The sequence below is a fragment of the Terrimonas rubra genome (assembly GCF_042686025.1).
Lineage (GTDB): Bacteria > Bacteroidota > Bacteroidia > Chitinophagales > Chitinophagaceae > Terrimonas > Terrimonas rubra.
Genome location: NZ_JBHUOZ010000003.1, coordinates 936,188 through 955,007, shown reverse-complemented (window position 1 = coordinate 955,007; position 18,820 = coordinate 936,188). Strand labels below are relative to the sequence as shown.

Genomic DNA, 18,820 nt, shown 5'->3' with positions numbered 1-18,820 from the left:
AGAAGTGACATGAACCATCATAAGGACTCTTTTATCAATCGGTAAGATCCATGTCTTTTAATGTATAATTACTCTTACCGGGTACCAGTACAAAACTTCCGCTGTTATTTTTCACCAGATAATCAGACAACTTTAAAGGCATAGACAATCCGGCCTTATGCCCAATATCCTGATAAGTATATACTCCTTTGTATTCTCTCACAAAACAAAGTCCAACTTTCGGTATAGAAACCGTAGCGCCATGTCGCCCATACTTGTTAAGAAATGCAGCACTATCTTCCTGAGCAATGGGGATAAGCGTTCTCCTAACAGTTGTTATTTCAATCGGTTCAGCTGTCTGGCTATTATATAAAACATTTATACTTCTTTTCGATTGATCTGTATATGCTAATTTCTCCCTGGACAATATTTCCAGTTTTTCAAGTGATTTACTATTTATAACTGAATGATTGGCCGAAAACATGGTTACCAGATTCTTTATAGATGAATCGGATGAAAATCCTCCTGTATACATTTTAATTCGGTTCCTGGCATCTGTAACATTCCTATCCACTATTACCTGTTTGAGTGTATGATTTATCCAAAAAGCCAGTGTATCAGTCACCAATTGTTCCATTTCACCAAAACGCATATAGGCATCTCCATTTTGCGAAAGCTGGAAATAACCTGTCACCGTCGAGGTATCGTGTGCATTCACAACTAAATTTGTCTGGGTGTTATAAGTTATGCGTAATTGCAATGGAGCAACCTGATATTGTGTACAAACAGAAAGAAAGTCTTTGTACAATTTCAAAGAATCAACTTGTTGAGCCATCCCATAAATACCAAGAAATTGAAAACAAAAGACTAAATAACATTTTAGTTTCTTGCCTGGCAACAGAGAAAAAGCTTGGGTCTTATTTTTTATATTTTTCATATACTATAATCTTATTTCTATTGATTTTGAATTGTAGTGATATTTTTTTGCTTTGCGCTTCTCGTTTCTTCTATTGTTTTCACACCTTCAATTGTTTCCAATTTTTTCCTCACTAACCCACCTTCTTCATCGTATTCAAAATAGGTGGCGTAATTATTAGCATCTAACTGAGCGGTCAATCTTAAGTTCACCGGATCGTAAACATAAGTTGTCATATTAGCATTGAACGGATGAATGCGTATATCATCTAAATAACCAGGTTCGTGGTGGGAATTTAATACAGAAAAATAAATCTGTGTAGCACCTGTTGGTATAGTAAATATTCCCTCGATTTTTTTCCACCCGTCAATAGAGGGTCCATCTGGATAAATTTCTACAATATCAGCACTTGGATCATCAGAATAAATCTCCACTCTAATTTCTCCAAAGTCCTGCGCATTTACCCAAGCACTAAACAACATTTTCTCCCCTAAGGGTATAGCAAAATTTGCATTCAACATTTCATCTTTTCCCTCAATTGGCTTATCATAAGTACAAGTACTGGCAGTCAGGTTTTTAAACACAGGAAGCGGATCAGTGAAAGGTAATTTTAGTTTTATAATCGCGGGAGGCATGTCTCCAACATAAGGCCCCATTGATGAAGTAACCATACTTTGACTTGCAAAATTCTGTACACTAGACTTTACCTTATATATACCGGGCTTCAAACATACTCGTCCATAAAATTTCGCCAGATGACCTTCCGTACGCATATAAGATAGATTAGCAGGAACTATATTCATATCCGCATCATAGATAGTAAATCCTGCGTCTATATTTTGATTCACCGTAGCACCATATCCGAGATCGATGTCCCAGATAGCACTTACAGCAAAGTCTTCGGGCATAAAAGATGTCTCTAAATATGATATGTTATGCCCGATTTGATTATTAATTTCCAATTCGAAAGAATAAATATCGTCTTTACTTATTTTGATATACTGTTCTCCATTTACGTTATAGGTGCCCGAGGCAGCATAAATGTATTGGCTTGGATAATAGGGAGAAACACCGGCATATGTCGCAGGCAAAGAGATATGGCCTAAATGCATTGACATTCCTTCTACCCCATCAATATACGGTGCCGGATATGGAGTTAAACTCGAAGGTATGACTTGTGTTCCGGTAATATTGCCGCCTATATTCACCAATGTACTGGCAGTATTGGTTTCATATTCCAATGCAAAGTCGGCAGGATTATGCCTTATACCAATAGTTTTATTATAAGATACGGAGGGATTCAACTTGAACACATTTTTTCCCGAATGTGCTTTAATTCCGGCAGTTTCTGCAAAAGTGATTGCGGCTTTATCAAAAAGAGAGTTTCTATAATCAGGACAATAAATACCAGTAGCATTATTAATAGATTCCGTATACGCAACATCTTCAAAACTTTCATACAACTGGTGCTCAAACCTCGAATTATTTGTAATTGCCATAGGTATATTTTTAGCATATCCGTATTGAGCAGATGTATAAATACCTAACGCATTTTTTGTTTCCAACTCCATACCATGAGAATTGATGCGGGTAATTTCATTATTCCAGACCCATTTATAACTAGTGGAAGGAATTAAATTATGATAGCTATTAAAATTCCAGAAAGAAACAAATTCTTTTAAGGCGCCATCGGTAGACAATTTAGTAGCCGAAGCTATGGTTGTCTGTGTTTGTATTCTGTCCCCATAAAAAACCATATTTCTGTTTGCTCTGAAATTCCCCAATAATCCTTTTCTGTAGGGATTAATGGATTTCTCAAAATAGCCATTACAATCCTCCACTTCTTCTTTTTTACAAGCAGGCTCAGCAAGAGAGTAAAATGATATATCATCAATGGCAAAATCATTGCCGGCCGCTATAAGTGTTGTATTATAAATTTCAATTTGAGCAGTGGTAGCATTTCCGGATAACCAACGTCCTGTTAAAAAATTCCAGAAACAAGCGCTATTTCCAAGAGTAAGAAGCGGGCCAACCTGTACACCATTGATTGACACCCTTAGCTTAGGGGAATTGCTGGTATTAACCGACTGAGCATATAATAACAATTCATATTCTTTATTTGGCTCAACTGCGACTGTTTGACGCCAAACAGCTCTGCCTGTCACAAGATGACCATTAGCTACCAACATATTACCAGAACCTGATGTGTGATCATTACAACTAGATACGCCCGAAAACCATCCCCCGCTGGAAGTTCTTATCGAATAGCGGCCTTCCCCACCAGTTGTATAATTACTTGGATAATAGGAGTAATCTGAACTAAAGCCTGTATTGCCGTTGGAAAAATCACCATTAACAATAATATTATCACCTTGTGGCTTCGCCGGAACATCTACTTCAACAAACTTTTTAATTATATCCCTATCCACCTGCCATTTTTCTCTGTATACAACCGCACTAGCTGATAAAACCTTTTTATTCAGCGCATAATCAAAGGTCAATTTACGCGTTTCGTTAACCAAGGATTCCGGACTAGAAAGTGAAGTAAAATCTGCCAAAGGGGCGGTTAAAATATTTCTTTTACCACTTCTGACAATTTTAATACTTACATTATTTCTTGAATATGGCACCCCTTTTTCATCTATAAATATAAAATCAGGGGTTACATTACTTAAAGAACTTGTGTTTTTATTTTTATCCATCACCCAAATACGGTTAGATCCTGAAGGCAAAAAGTTTTCTGAACATGCAGAAAGAGGCGTCTCCCCTCCGGATATTAATAATTCATCGCCACTTTCGAAATAATCTTTTAATTTATGGGCTTCAATTCCATCTGTAATTTTACCTTCAGTTAGAGTTACATTTCTAAAAACGCCATTAATATTTTTATAAGCCAGTCCCATACCGCTATACGCCCACCATGCCGGATAGTTCGTTTGATATACAGGTTTTTCAAAAGCATTGTTTGTCCTGGTTACGATAACGCCACCCGTCTCTGAATCAAAGATGATGTTACGACTTCTGATAGCGCTTCCTTTATCTATTACAACAGTACTATCCAATATACTATGATAATTAATAACTTTAGCAACAGTTACAGCACGATAATGGTTTTCACTGCTTGCCACTACAGGCCAGATAAAAGGCATCCAGAAAGGGAAAGGTCCAGGCAACATCCAATCTACCTGTGCCTGAATATTTAAACTATTGCTATTCACAGAAAACTGGCGTGTATCTGTCATCAACTCAACCTCTATCCCCAGATTCCCGGGCATAATTTCTCCGCCCAAATCCTTATACACAAAATCAAATTTTTCATCAAATCCTTTTTCGCCGGTATTTCTATAATAATTCTCCGTATAACTAATCCTTGTTTCGGCGTCTACATCCCCATAAGTACTCTGAGATTTCATTTTTCCGTGCATATCATTTATTTCCACTTTAAATCCCTGACTGATAGCCCGGCTATCAAATGACCATTTCTGGAAAAATTCAAATTTTGAAGCTTCATGCTTTTGCATATCACTTGTGGGGTCAATATTCGTATAGCTATACTTTACAGGAAAATCTTTCGCAGTAAAAAACTCAGTCACTTGCCTGCCTGTTCCTGATCTTGTTTTTTGCTCATTTCTTGGAGACAACTGCCCGCTTTTTATTGACCTAACAGTCACTTTACTATACCCTACCAGGGGTGAAGGGAAAAAAGCATCTAGTACCGGCATTTCAATTGATTCATAGCTAGCTGGTCCTAATGGTATACGATTAGCAATCTGCAGCATCTCCTGAAAAGGATTCTCTTCACCACCGATTGAAGGCTCATAGGAAGCGACACCACTACTAATAGTTCTTGTTATACCATTAAATACTTCTGTGGTTGTATACTCATATTTCTGTCCATACACAGAAGTATACTGATTCGTCATTGCTTTCCAATTATCTTTTAACCTGATTGCTTTTACCCTATGTCCACCACCATATTTAATGCCTGTAGGATTATTTAATCTGACAAAAGACCTGGAAAGATCTACTGTCTGCGCCTTGCCTTCTCCGCGCAAAAACTTTACAGGGTTTTCAAAAGCACCATCCATTTCTTGTAACATGCCATTAATCGTAGAAAGAAGTTGTGCAAATTTGCTATCTGTCGGTGACGACTCATAACTTTTAAATGCCTGGCCCGGTAAATGTTCTCTTAAATGCTCAATAGCAGTTAAAGATAACGGGCTATATCCATCTACTTTTTTCAACTGTATCCAAATAGTATTATTATCATCACCTATTCCAAATGATTCTATGTAAGCATACATAGTAATATATTCTAACCCTTTAGGCATATGTACCGCTAACTTAAAAGCTAACTGTTCTATTCCCAAAAGATATTTTTGATACACTTCGTTTGCATTTGCACAAGCCACAGGTACAGTCAGGTAAACTTTATCATTGTCATCAACCTTAAATCTTGAAGGCAGGTCGTACAACCTGTTAGCTGTTTTTATATTATCCCTTCCAAAGTTCGAGATAGGCATCATCACGGTCGCCCTTCGATCCTGAACAAAAGCATAATCGTCACTTTCATAATCCACCTCTAACTGGCCACCCGAGGGTAATAATATCTTGCTTAAATTCCATGCGCTGGCATTTTCATTAGCAGCTACCTGCTCTTGTTTGGCATATGGATGTATACTATTCTTAAGTCCCTGGGGATTCTGAGATTTAGGCTTATAATTACCCCAGCGATCTGTTGCATTTACTTGATATCCCGGTGAGTTATCATATTGAAATACATACTTATTTTTGCTAGCTCTTGTTTGTCCGTTATAAGTAAAATAAATTTCTTTTAGAGTCAACTTACCCATATGCGGACCTACATCACCCGCATAACCTGGTGCATTTGAACATAAAGAATAATCATACTCAAACCAAACAGTTTTAACAGGCTTTGCATTGGCTAATCCATTTTTACGAATGTCAGATTTATTATACAGATCAATTTTTTTCAATCTTTTATTAGAATTATCACTGGCATTTATCCCCTCAAACTCACTTAAAACCCCCTTTGCATCATTTCTGTTTTCTATTGTAAACAGAGCCAACATTGTTTTACTTTCAATAGAATGTAAATACCAGGATTCTCTTTCCCCATAACTCACCAAAGCTTTATCATCTTTTTCCTCGGTAAGCTTACCTCCATTAAAATGACCTTTAACTCCTGTTACAGAATATGGTGTACGCCATTTATATGTAGATTCACTTTTAGTATAATTATATTTTACAGCAGTACCTAAATCATCTTCTGATATCCCATTTCCGGTAACATCAACATAATCAGGCGACATTAATCCTGTTAAAAGAAACGAATGTGCATAAGCAGGTGTTATTGAATTCAGCACATACCCATCCCGGTTATCAGGAAAACCCCTGTTATAGAAAGATTCTGCTTCCGTAACATTTACCAAATCATTCTCATCAGCGGCACCAGACACGGTAAACACATAGTCCTTCTGAACAATATTGTATACAGGCAAACCATAAACATATCTTTTACCATCGGTCTCCAATACATCAATCTCAGAAATATGATGCGGCTTTTTACCGACCTCATCTTCCATCCTGGATTTCACCGTATAAGCTAAAGTATCACCTGCTAAGTTTGCATCTGTAGGTGTAGGCGAATAACTCTTCAGATACTGTTCTAAACCAGTTACGGTTGCTTCTTCGGCAGTCAACACATTAATAACCTGTGTTCTTTTTTTTCTCTCATCCACCTGAACCACTGCCGGCATATCTACTAACCCTTTGTCCCTGCCATCTTCATGAAAACGCTCCAATACTGGCAAAACAACAGGTTTTGCAGCATCCCCGCCCAACTTATAACGAACAAGATCCAACCCTCCAATTTTATTAAACTGTCCAGCATCAATTACACTTATCTCTCCTGGGTTTTTAAAATAAACTCGCTCATTTAATAAATCCCCATCATCTTTAAATGCATTAGCTACCCTCAACAAATTTCCATCTTCCCAATCCCCGGACGTAGCAGGAGTTTTAACCATATTAAAATTAGCTCCAACGTGACCAGGCACAGCAATATCAACCCCAAGGCTAAAACTATTATCTTTTGACCTGGTTTTATTATCTCTTACATACCCATGATCTGTCCGATATGCACGAATTGTTCCTCCAGTTCCTTCTCCACTGATTGTAAAAACATCATAAGCGTATTGAGGAACCGAAATAACAGGAGTCTTCGGAGTTACCTCTTTATCATTAAATCTAGAAAAATCCATAATTGCATCTCTGTTCCCCATTGCTTTATGCGCATACATATAACCTACCATTGGTTTACGTTGTACGCGATCCGAAGCAGCAATTTCTGATTTTTGCCTATAAACCTCAATACGTCCAGACCCTGTAATACCAAACATTCCTAATCCCATTTCAAATTGAGTGGCCCATGCCGAATTGGTTATAGGCATCCTGATAGCGGGTACATAAGAAGGCTTATTAAAACTGATAGAAGTCCCTCTCAGAGCATTTGAAAACCCGCCTTTTTCTTTTGTATCAATAAAGCTGTATGGCTTTCCATCTGGAGCCACACCGGCCACTTCTTTTCTTGTACTATAACTCATTGAAGTTTGCTCATATAATTGCAAGCTTTTAATCCCAGTACGAGAATTATAGCTAGTAGTGACACCAACACCAGCATTATACGTACCCACTGCACTAGAAATCCTTGAAGACAGAGAAATATTAGGATTTATTGTTAAACCATTCCTGGAACTAAGACTAGCAGAAGCGCCTAATCTTGTCTGTAGAGTTGCATTATTTACTGTTTTGTCCGATCCAGCTAAGTTTGCCAACTTAAAACTAACACCAGCGCTTAATCCCAATTCAATTTCAGGACCTAGATAATTATTAATTGAAACTCCAAATTCGTTTCCAATAGAAAGACCTAACAAGTTTTTTATACCAATCACCTCCACATCACTTCCCAGTTTTCCTCCCCAGGTATTATTTTCTTTGATTGCCTGTTCCTGAACCATTTGTTCACTGCCATTAAAATCGTCAGGTACGCCTCGCATATTTCTTGTGATTGTTCCTGGATTAATATTCCAACCAAGTCCAACCCAACTGGCTTCCTGCTCCATACCAATACCGCTATTGTAAAAAATATTAACAGGATAACCGTCTACATCCAACAGCGGTATATTATAACTAAAATCACCGGTAAATAAATTTACCATATTGCTCGTACCCGCCGATTTAAAAGAACTCATTTCAGGTTGGGTAGGGCCACCGATAAAAAAAGTTTTATCGTTCCTATTCAATACCTGATCGTTTATATTTGACGAGTAAGGCCTTATGCCTTTCATTATCTTATTCTCCTCCCCAAAAAAAACGGGTTGACTCCCCCCTAACAGAACTTTTTTCTGCTGGCTTATATAGGATAAAAACATCCTATCTTCAAGATTAGTCTTTGCACTTGCATACAAAGGGCTAATACAATTCAAATAAAAAACAATAAACAACCAAATGGCTATCGGTTTAGTATAACAGGAAGCTAATCTTTGAATCATAATTCTATTTTTGGTTGGTTAAACTAAATAATGCTTTATACTTTTTGTTGTCAATTCCATTAAGGATTATTATATACACCTCACCTTTTTTAATATCGGTTTTCAGTTTTATATCAAAATAATTATCTCCGTATTTTACAACCATTTCTTCCCTTTGAATAACATCTCCAGATGGAGCAACAACAACTATTTCAGTTTTATAAGAGCCGCTATAGGAATAATAATTTAGACGTAACCATTTATCTGTAAGAGTATTAATACCTATATTTTGGACATTATCTGTAAGCACCATATAAGAAGACTCTACCCTTTTAACAGGAATACTATCTGCTTTAGTAACACTGAATACCCAGGTTTCCGATTTACCGGCATATTGGTCCCCATCCCGGGCAATCACCTGCCAGGCATACCACTTATCTTTTTGAAATGCGGGGGAAGCGGCTGAATAACTGAGTACATTGTTACTGAGACTACCCGTATTATATAATGGTATATTTTCCTGGATCGCTTCTGCCGCCAGTTGTCCTGGGTTGATCTCCACCACCAGGTACTCGTACCGAAGGGCCTGGAAGAGGTTGGCCGGCGCTGGTGGTATCCAGGAGAATTGTGCAGGTGCTATATCCAGGCGGCTGCTATCAGTGGGATAGATCAGCATCGGCGGACTCAATGCCTCCACATCAAAGGAGAAACATTCCTGCGCCAGGGTTTCCTGGTAGTCAGATACAAAATGTACAAATGAGTAACAGGCTATATAACTGCCGACAGGTATCAGGCCGTTCAGTGAATTATCCGGTTGCATACCGGTATAGTTATACTGCACCGGTGAAAGGTTATTGATATTTACCGTATTGGCACCTTTTTTTAAAGTAATGGTATTGGTGACAGCCGTTAACAGTTCCAGACCGTTGCTTCGGTCCCGGAGTTTTAGCTCCACTACACCATTTATATCGCCTACGGCACCATTGATCAGTACCAGGTTCCAGAGCTGGTTTCTTTGTACCAACCCTACTGCCGGTAAAGTACCCTGTATCTGCACCTGCGCATACACCGCCATTCCTGCCATATGAAATAGTAGTAGTAAGAGGTAAAGTTTATTTTTCATTCGCAATAGTTTATCGTTTTATGGTCAACTATATTTTTGAGTAACTTGTTTTATGTCATTGAAAAAGCTCAATAGTATTACTACAGTTGAACGGAGCGTCGCAAGAGCAGTTCCATCAAGGCGCTGCAGCCGGCATCATAATATTTATCTCTTTTTTCCATATCATTTTATATTAAAACAACCTGTAAAAATTAAATCGTCCCATGTCCATCGGTAATAAGTTCCGGTCCAAGCCCGGTAAATAACTACGTTCATATTGAAACTGTACCCTGCCCAGTTTGGGTATATTGATCGTTAAACCGCCGGTACCACCCCATAGGGTTTTAGCTGTGTTAACATGATTGTACTTTAAACCGCCCTGTACATATAACCAGTTTTTTAACTGGTAACCGGCTGACTGCTCCAGCGTAGTTACTTTTAAACCGGATTGTGAAGCGTATGACAACCCGCTTTGTAATTGTAACTTTTGCCAGAAAATGCTATGGTTCAGAGACCAGTTGGTAGCATTGTAATAAATAAAGGAGGTATCGGCCGCCGTATTATAAAATTTCAGGTAAGAAAGATTACTGGTCATGGCTGCTTTTTGTAAACGGAACGCATAGGACAGTATACCGGTTAAGGTATTGTATTGATTTTCGACCAGTACATTATTGTCCAGCATGGTTAGCTGGCTGCTGGGATAAAAGCCCACTGTAATAACGGGGTATTTTGGTATACGCACACTGGCCATCACCGATTTAAAGATTGTTTTGCTCTGCAAACCGGGGTTAGCATATGGGCTGGAGAAATCATTTTTACGAATACCTGCTTCTACCTGCACCCGCTGACGCCACAGGTATTGTTTTAGTTTTACCGCATAAGATTCCTGTTCGGTATTCAGCGGCTGAAGGTTAAAGGATTGAAAGTGTTCGCCCATTTTACGATAGAAACCGCTGACAGTAGTTTGTGTCTGCGGCCAGTAGCTATTGAGTTTAACACTATATGCTTCATTGCTACGGTTGTTCACATTGAATACCTGTTGCCAGCCCTCATCTTTACCGGCATTAGCGGCCGATGGTGAAAAGGAAGAACGGGCAATTTCCAGCGTAAGCTCATTGTTACGGTCAATACGGATATGATTTTCCAACGAAATACCCATGATGTTTTGTGCCGCCGATGTTACCGGCCTGACACTATCAGTAATAAAATTCAGTAGGGAACGTTTACCACTATAATAGGTAAGGATCAGGTTGTTTTTTTCTTTGTCGCCCAACCCTACCCTGATAAAGTGTACATTTTGCCGGGGTTGTTCACGCTGGTTGTTTAGTACAAAATCCCTGAACCGGGCATTCACACGGCCTGCTCCTGCAGCTATGTATAGTTTCCCGGGGTTCAATTCCACATGCGCACCTGTCAAAGAAATATTTTTAATGGTCAGCTCCGAATAGTCCACCCAGCTTCTGCCGATACCAATGTTTTTAATGCTGGTTAACAGGCGCCAGCCTTTAGGCAGTTCTTTCTCCAGGTTTTTGTTCTCATTCACAAATTCCCTGAGCATATTTCCATCACGCAACTGGTTCACCTGTTTTTTAAGTGAGGCAATTGAATCGGTGATCTGGCGTTCGGCTTTACGTATATCCTGCTCCTTACTGCGCAGGTCCTGTTGTTTTTTTTCCAGGTCTTTTTGTTTTCCCTGGAGTTTCGCGAGCCCGGGGTTATTGATACTATCAAGAGACCACTGCGCAAATCCTTTACGCAGTACACTATCATAACGCGACATTACCTGCTGCTTCAACACTTCTGTGTCAGGTACTTCAAGGCCCTGTTGCTTTTTTTCATCAGCAAGTTGCTTCATTTCCCTTTCCACAAATTGCTCTTTGGCCTTTACTAATGCCGAAAATTTTGCTTCTGAGCTTAATTCAGTCGTTAAAGCCGTAACTGATTTTTTGTATTGCTCGTATTCCTGTTTTAAGGAATCGGCTTTGGCATATAAGCCGCTTAAGCGCTGATGCATCCAGTTGTCGGCTTGTTGTAACAGTAGTTGTTTGGCCCGGTTTGTCATCATGCGTTCATTGAACTGCGCATTAATATCAAACATATCCCGGAAATAAGGAGAGTTATTAAAACGCTGCCGAATGACCACCCGCATGGGGTATTGATTGCGATAAACAATATTGAGATTAGCCTGGATACTGTGTTGCGAAAAGTCTTTCTGGTAGTAAGGAGTATCTACAAAAGACCTGTATTGGAAGTCATAGCTTACATCACCATGAATACTCAGTAAAGGTATTTTAACATCTGTCTGCCTGGCAATTGCAGGATAATATCTGGGAATAGCACCTGCAGCAGTAGTTAACCAGCCAAAACAACCGTTACCAGTTACCTGGGTACTGTCAAGCAACCAGTTCAACCGGTCATCCTGCTGCTCAGTCTGAGCCAGGATAACTTGTGCGCAGCATATATGCAACAGCACAAATACGAATATTTTACTGAAAGTGGTGGACAAAGACAGTGGTTTTGGACGGTTCGGGTTTAAAAGTTAAGCTACATTTTTGTAGATGCGGCGACCAGGATCATTACATAAATAATTAAAATTTTTATTTTGCTACTAATATATTATTCTCAAAATCTCATAAGCATGAATTTCTTCATAATAAACTTTGTCAGTTTATTTAATAGGCAAGTTCTTTTACCGGAGAATACAAACAATGAGAAAAAACTCATCTTTTCAGGTGTTTTTCCCCATGGAAAAGAAAATAAACATGCTTACTAAAGAAATCTCTATTATAAATATGAACTATTACTAACTTCTAACACCACTATCAAAACAATTACTACTTAGTGCAACACTTTGTCCATATAAAACTGATAAGATCTCACTACTGCCGAAGATAGATAATAACATCATTCAAAAATCAATGGCACCATACGACTATAATCGTACGAAAAAATTCATACCGACAATACAGTACCGTTATACCCTGATTTTCAAAACTTCACAAGCCTTTTTGACATTTGTCATAAAATGAACATCCAAAGAAAATACTACATTTTTGATGTATATCTTCTATTCATATTACTATTAATGTACAATACTTTATTAAGTAAAAACACTTATCGCACACTAACCATATAATATTATTCAATTGTCAGTTTCCTGACAAAATCTATGAATAAAGTGCGGGTATAAAAAAAAGCGGGAATAACCCGCCAATAATAAAAAAGTTAATTGTCGCAAGGAAATACAGCTTCCCCAAAAAAGCTCTAACATAAAACCACCATAATTCCTCTATATAATAGTTATCAACTCCTGAGTATCTTTTCCATCTTCCTGCCCTTTGCCAGTTCATCTACCAGTTTATCCAGGTAGCGGGCTTTTTGTGTCAGGGCATTCTCAATCTCTTCCACGCGGTAACCGCATATTACACCGGTGATCAGGTGGGCATTTGGATTGAGCGTGGCCTGTTCAAAGAATTCTTCAAAGGTTGCTCTTTTAGCAACCAGGTCCTGAATTTTTTTTGGCGTAAAGCCCGTTAACCAGGTGATTACTTCAATCAGCTCCTCCTCCGTTCTTCCCTTTTTCTCCACTTTTTGAACATACATGGGATAAACAGAACCGAAGATCATTTTTGCGATACGTTCATCATGTGCACTGATCGACTTCATATTGTAAGTTTTATGGCATTACGTTTTTAGGTATAAGTGCTTGGATACACCAGTTCCATAAACTATGTCACCGGCTTACCTTTACTTACAATATTACCTTTTTTTACCGATAAGTAGCTAGTGAGGCATATAGAAACGCATACAATGCTACTCCCAAACATTGTATTTATAATATTAGCAGGACAGGAGTATTGTTGCTGCTGATATTATCACAGCCAATGGGAGGCCGCCCTTCATATATATCTTGTAAGAGTGGCATTTTTATGAATCATTCTTAATGATAGTTTAAGGCAACCATTTCTTTAACTGGTTATACAGTTCATCTGTCCAGGGTTTAGCACAATGGGTATTACAGGAACCATCGGTAATACCACCGCTTTGCGGTTTAATGGGTGAGGATGCCGGAATTTTATCAAACAGGGGCCTGCCATAAAAGCCGGTAATATTATCACCCTCGTTATTGCCGGCACAGTTAATGGCAAATACCGGTATTTTAAATTTATTGATCTTATCAGCGTCAGTGCCACCGCAGGCCCCCAGCATACCTTTACAGTAACTAAGATTATTGTAATAAGCGATCTGTGTGAACAGGATAAATGTAGCGTAGGAAAACCCACCTACCACCGACCTGTTCTTATCAATATCATATTTTGTGGCCAGCGCCTTTATACAATTATCATAGTCCTCGCCCATCATTTGGGCACTTTTATTCCAGTCTGCAGTACCCGGGCCTTTCCGGTAGGCTACAATAGCTGCCACATAACCGTTTTCGGCGGCTTTTTTACAGAGCTCATTTTCTGAAGTACCGTTCAGGCTGCCTGCCGAAGGATTGTTTTCATTATTACCACTGCCCATCACCAGGATACCTTTATAGACATTACCGGCAGGGATATACACTTTATAAGTTATCCCATTGCCTGCTTCGGTTTTTACTTCAATACCACCCGGCAGAACAGTGTCAGTATTATTCGCTTTCTTTTTACAGGCAACCAGGCAGTATAAACACAACAGAACAGTGATGCCCAAAAAAATCTTTCCCCGTTTCATATAAGTTATTTTAGTGAGTAAATTTTATTATCTCAAAACTATAGAGACAAACAGGCAGGTAAAAGGCCCAATCGACCAACAACATTTATAATAGATGAACAGAAAATCTTTTAACAGGAGTACCAATCGTCCTGCAAGAGGTAACAGTATCGCCAGGGCTCCGAAAAAAAATAGAGGACGGCCATTCGGGTAAACTGAACAAATACTATTTTAGGATTGAAATATCACGTTCTATTGCAGAAATACGCAAACCATTAGAAGTTTTTGTAGAGTATGCTATATTTTTACTGCATTAAATTGACTTTTGTCAAAAAACGCTACTAACAACTTTACTTTGAGAAAAAAGGCCCTGGTTAAAGACTTATTCCCTAAAAAGGTTAATGGCAACCGCTATTGCCATCACCCGGGGGCCTCAAAAATCAGCAAACCCGAAAACGATACCTATTCAATACCTATTCAGATATGACAACAGAACTCACTCAGAAATATAACTCCGTTCTGGTAATAGATGACCATAAAATGATTGTAAACGGGATCAAGCTCCTGATCGGCGATTTATTTGAATCTTTTTATATGGCCCATGATGGGGCAACCGCCAAAAGCCTGGCGCTTAAACACAACCCACAGATGATCATTGTGGACAATTATCTCCCGGACACCACCGGTGATATACTCATCCGGGAATTAAAGTATAAACTACCCTCCGCTATCATCCTGGTGTATTCCTTTACGTATTCGGCCGATGTAATTTTAAAAATGCTGAAAGCAGGGGCCAATGGCTACGTTATTAAAAAAGACGATGATGAGGAATTTGTAAAAGCCGTTCATTTATTGTTGAACAACAAGGAATATTTTAGCCAGGAAGCCCGTACCCATATCATTAACCGGTTTTCAGGCACCGAGGATGATTATTCAGTAAAACACCTGATCGCCAATACCAAATTTTCGGGTAAGGAAATAGAAATGATCAAACTCCTGTGCAAACAGATGAACACAAAGGAAATAAGTAAGAATATAGGCCTTTCAGAAAGAACTGTTGAGCAATACCGGAGCAATATAACCCGGCGTATTGGCGCTAAAAACCTGGCCGGGGTGATCAAATTTGCCCTCCAGAACGGCATTGTACAGCTGGACGACCTCTAAACCGCTGCGGTTCTTCCGGCCTGTTGGTTATAAGAACTGAGGTGTAGTAGTACCATAAAGAAACCGGGCTAAAAAACCCGGTTGATAATTAACCATCTCCCTAACTTAATGAACTTCAAGGTTAGCTATTTTAAACTATATCAGTTTGTAATCATTATATATGCCCCACGCTACTGCCCCGAACATTTGTAGTCATAGTATTGTGACTGACAATAGACGGCATTACAGGATCCAGGCTGGAGAAAAAGCGCAGATATTGCCACTGGCCCTGATCGCCTGGGTAACAGAAGAACTGCAAAACGTTACATCCACACCTGCATTGGCAGCACAATTAGGTATTATCTCTGCATTTCCCTTTATTATAAAAAGTAGTATCCCCCCAATGAAAGTAACGGGTTGAAAAAAGTTCTTTTCCATAAGTTTTTTAAACAAGTATTATTTACAAGTAGTCATTATGTAACAAACCAGGAGCAGATATTCCTGTTGTCACCAGCATTGTTATTCAAATCAAAGGAAAGTACCTGATACTGAAAAAAATTATAGTACTACCTGAATACGTTTGTTTAAAAAATTGATATACAGAGATCAATAACTTTTCATTATCTCTATTAATGTAAACCCGGCATTCAACCGGGGTTACACTATTGTAACAATCACAACCTGGTTTCCCAAAATGTATTGGATCGCGTTTATTGCTTTACCACTTTATACACTTCTTTATTTCCTGTCCTGCCTTCTGTTTCCACCAGGTACATCCCCACCGGCAGTTGTGAAACATCGATTGTCGCCACTGTTTCGCCATTCGTTTGAACAACCTTAACTACCTGGCCATTAAGATTTAATACCCGAACCACATTTTTTCCACTTAAACCTTTAACTAAAAGTGTTGATGTTACGGGGTTGGGATAAACCTGGTAACGGCCTGTATGATCAAAGGTCACCTTACTTACAATGCTGTATGCATATCTGCCATCCAGGTCAGTTTGTTTTAAACGGTAAAAATTAATACCGTTTACAGGTTGATGGTCAGTAAACTGATAGTTCAATACCTGGTTACTATTACCTGTTAAAGAAAGAGAAGCCATATAACCGGTCGTTTCCCAATCCAGGCCATTGCTGCTTCTTTCTATCTCAAATCCTTTATTATTTTCCTCGCTGCTGGTAGCCCAGTTTAACATCACCCCGGCGGTATTTTTCTCCGCAGTAAAATTTAACCATTTAACCCCCAGCGTAGTGGTAATATTAATAACAACATTATCCGTACTCACACACCCCCCGTAGGGCGTAGTAATCGTCCAGGCAAATTCATATAAACCGGCTACGTTCATATTGGTAACACTGGTAAACCTGTTACCAGGTGCTGTAATAAGCGGCGTTACATTAGCCGGTTTCGATACTAATGTCCACACACCAGTGGCTACACCCGGATCATTGCCAGCGAGATTTGCCGTATTGGTATTCCCTAATACCTGGTCACTTCCGGCATTGGCATTGATCAATCCTTCCAGCCTTACCACAAATGTATCGGCCATGGCCTGTCCCGAACAGGCGTACTCCTGGTTTAAAAAAGCACCCACACCTGCATTATAGGCAACCGGGGTTATCCTGAAACGATATTCCCCTATCCTGTTAAGATTTGAAATAACAGTGGAGGTACTGGTAATGGAACGGAGATCTGTGGTTGTATATGCCGGAGCCGCTGCACCGGCAGGACCTGACAGTAATTCGAATTGGTAATAGGCGCTAAAATCCTGGAAATAACTGCTATTCACTATCCCTTTATATATAGCCGGCAAGGGTACAGTTGCAGATACAGCACCTGTTCCCGGATAACACACATTTATATCCGCTACCTCCACTTTAGGTCTGCTCTGGTCCGACACATGGATATAATACAACTGGCTGGTGGCACAACTGCCATCAGGATTACTTACACTGATACTGAACCGGTAAGTGCCCACACGCCAGCCGCCCGCCGGAGGTGTAACTATTGCTTCACGATTATAAGTATTGGCTCCTGTAACCACAACCGTAGGTGCCCCTCCGGGAGGTAATACCCCACTAGGCGTGACCGTTGTCAATACAGTTGCAGGATCTACGGGATCCACATCAAAATAAAAACTTTGAGGTGTACTGGTACCGGCCAGGTTACAGTGTACCTCACCCCCGCTTCCAGTTGTGTAATAGATCACCAGTTGTTCCGGTGCAACATGGCCCGAAGGTTGTAAATTAACAGGATTAGGCCTTAATCCCATGAAAGTATAGGTAAGCGTAGGCGAAGTATAAGTACCGCAGCTATTTGTTACCGTAATCGTAAAGGTATAGGTACCTGGCTGTGTAACACCATTAAAAAAGAAAAAATTATTGTCATCCAGCCGTGCAAAACTCATATTAGCACCGGCAGGCTGCGTTAACACATTCAGTGAAATAGTGGTACTGCTTGCTCCCGCCGATCCTGCATAATTGGTATTGAAATACGGCGCTGCCGTGAGGTTAATATAATGTGATGGACTGGCCGCTGACACACAACGGGAAGTATTCAGAGGAGGATTAATGTTAGGGTTAGGAATAAAGCTAACAACAGTAGTATCTTCATAAGAGCATACACCATCCAGGGAAGTAATTCTCAAAATAGCCCAGTAAGCGGGATCTATCTGGTGGTTGGATGTATTTATCAAAGAAAAAGTAGGAGTAGCCACAGTGGTACTGCTGAATTGTGCGTTAGTACTGACCGTTTCACCTGCCCGGTTATAACGCCAGATATTTACTGCACGCCAGGCACCTGTAAACCCCGCGGGGATAACACCACTTAATGGCGTACTGCCGGTAGTGGCGCAAACGTTCAGTATATCAGGTCCGGCCGTAAAAGATGCCGGTCGCGGATGTGCCGTGATCACTACCTGGGAAGTTGCCGTGCCTGTTCCGCAACGTTGTGCCAGTCTGAATGTATAACTACCCTCAGCTGTCATGCCCGTTACATTCGTAGTGAAGGTATTAGGACTTGCAATAACCGGTGTTACAGGCCCCGTGATAAACGTCCAGGTTGGAGGAAAAGCACCCACATTTCCACTGGCACTACCTGTAAGGGTGGTAGAAGATCCGCAAACGACAGCATTTCCGCCAGCATTAGCGGTACAATTGCCAATTACTTGTCCATTTACACTTGGTCCAAAAAAAACTAACAGTATCACAACTGTAACAGACAGAATAAAGTTTTTTTTCATAAGTAGGTAATTAAAAAAGTGAGATTTCAGCAGCACTTCTTTATTCAGCAACGGGAACCAATTGTTTACTACCGGGAATTCTTATCCAAATCAAAAGAAAGTAACTAATACCATAAAACCTTATAGTACTACTTGAATATGTTTATTTAAAAAATTGAGATTAAGCCTTAACAGTGTAGCGCCTGGTAGT

The 18,820-nt window shown here is 39.6% G+C and carries 9 protein-coding genes; 2 read left to right on the top strand and 7 right to left on the bottom strand.

Features of this window, described 5'->3' with window-relative positions; all coding sequences use genetic code 11:
- Window positions 1-34: 34 nt before the first annotated feature.
- The 6 genes from ACFS6H_RS13325 to ACFS6H_RS13300 form a co-directional block, all read right to left on the bottom strand.
- Entirely contained in the window at window positions 35-916 is an 882-nt protein-coding gene (locus ACFS6H_RS13325) for a hypothetical protein (RefSeq protein WP_386099555.1), read from the bottom strand.
- Window positions 917-933: 17 nt separating this feature from the next.
- The gene (locus tag ACFS6H_RS13320; protein WP_386099552.1) at window positions 934-8,469 is read right to left on the bottom strand and encodes a hypothetical protein; all 7,536 of its coding nucleotides are present in this window, start codon (window positions 8,467-8,469) and stop codon (window positions 934-936) included.
- A gap of 4 nt (window positions 8,470-8,473) precedes the next feature.
- Complete coding sequence (locus ACFS6H_RS13315; protein ID WP_386099549.1) at window positions 8,474-9,571, bottom strand: hypothetical protein; 1,098 nt, start codon at window positions 9,569-9,571, stop codon at window positions 8,474-8,476.
- Between the two features lie 172 nt (window positions 9,572-9,743).
- The gene (locus ACFS6H_RS13310; RefSeq protein ID WP_386099546.1) at window positions 9,744-12,056 is read right to left on the bottom strand and encodes a hypothetical protein; all 2,313 of its coding nucleotides are present in this window, start codon (window positions 12,054-12,056) and stop codon (window positions 9,744-9,746) included.
- Between the two features lie 797 nt (window positions 12,057-12,853).
- The gene (locus tag ACFS6H_RS13305) at window positions 12,854-13,216 is read right to left on the bottom strand and encodes a DUF2200 domain-containing protein (protein ID WP_386099543.1); all 363 of its coding nucleotides are present in this window, start codon (window positions 13,214-13,216) and stop codon (window positions 12,854-12,856) included.
- Window positions 13,217-13,501: 285 nt separating this feature from the next.
- Window positions 13,502-14,263, bottom strand: a complete 762-nt coding sequence (locus tag ACFS6H_RS13300; protein WP_386099540.1) for a hypothetical protein — start codon at window positions 14,261-14,263, stop codon at window positions 13,502-13,504.
- 462 nt (window positions 14,264-14,725) lie between these two features.
- On the opposite strand from ACFS6H_RS13300, the gene ACFS6H_RS13295 reads away from it, so the two are divergent.
- Together ACFS6H_RS13295 and ACFS6H_RS13290 are read left to right on the top strand one after the other, a co-directional pair.
- Window positions 14,726-15,406: a response regulator gene (locus ACFS6H_RS13295; protein WP_386099537.1), complete on the top strand. Its 681-nt coding sequence runs from the start codon at window positions 14,726-14,728 to the stop codon at window positions 15,404-15,406.
- Window positions 15,407-15,566: 160 nt separating this feature from the next.
- The gene (locus tag ACFS6H_RS13290; protein WP_386099534.1) at window positions 15,567-15,806 is read left to right on the top strand and encodes a hypothetical protein; all 240 of its coding nucleotides are present in this window, start codon (window positions 15,567-15,569) and stop codon (window positions 15,804-15,806) included.
- A 289-nt stretch (window positions 15,807-16,095) separates the two neighbouring features.
- Here ACFS6H_RS13290 and ACFS6H_RS13285 read toward each other — a convergent pair whose 3' ends face one another.
- Entirely contained in the window at window positions 16,096-18,630 is a 2,535-nt protein-coding gene (locus ACFS6H_RS13285; protein ID WP_386099531.1) for a T9SS type A sorting domain-containing protein, read from the bottom strand.
- Window positions 18,631-18,820: the final 190 nt, after the last annotated feature.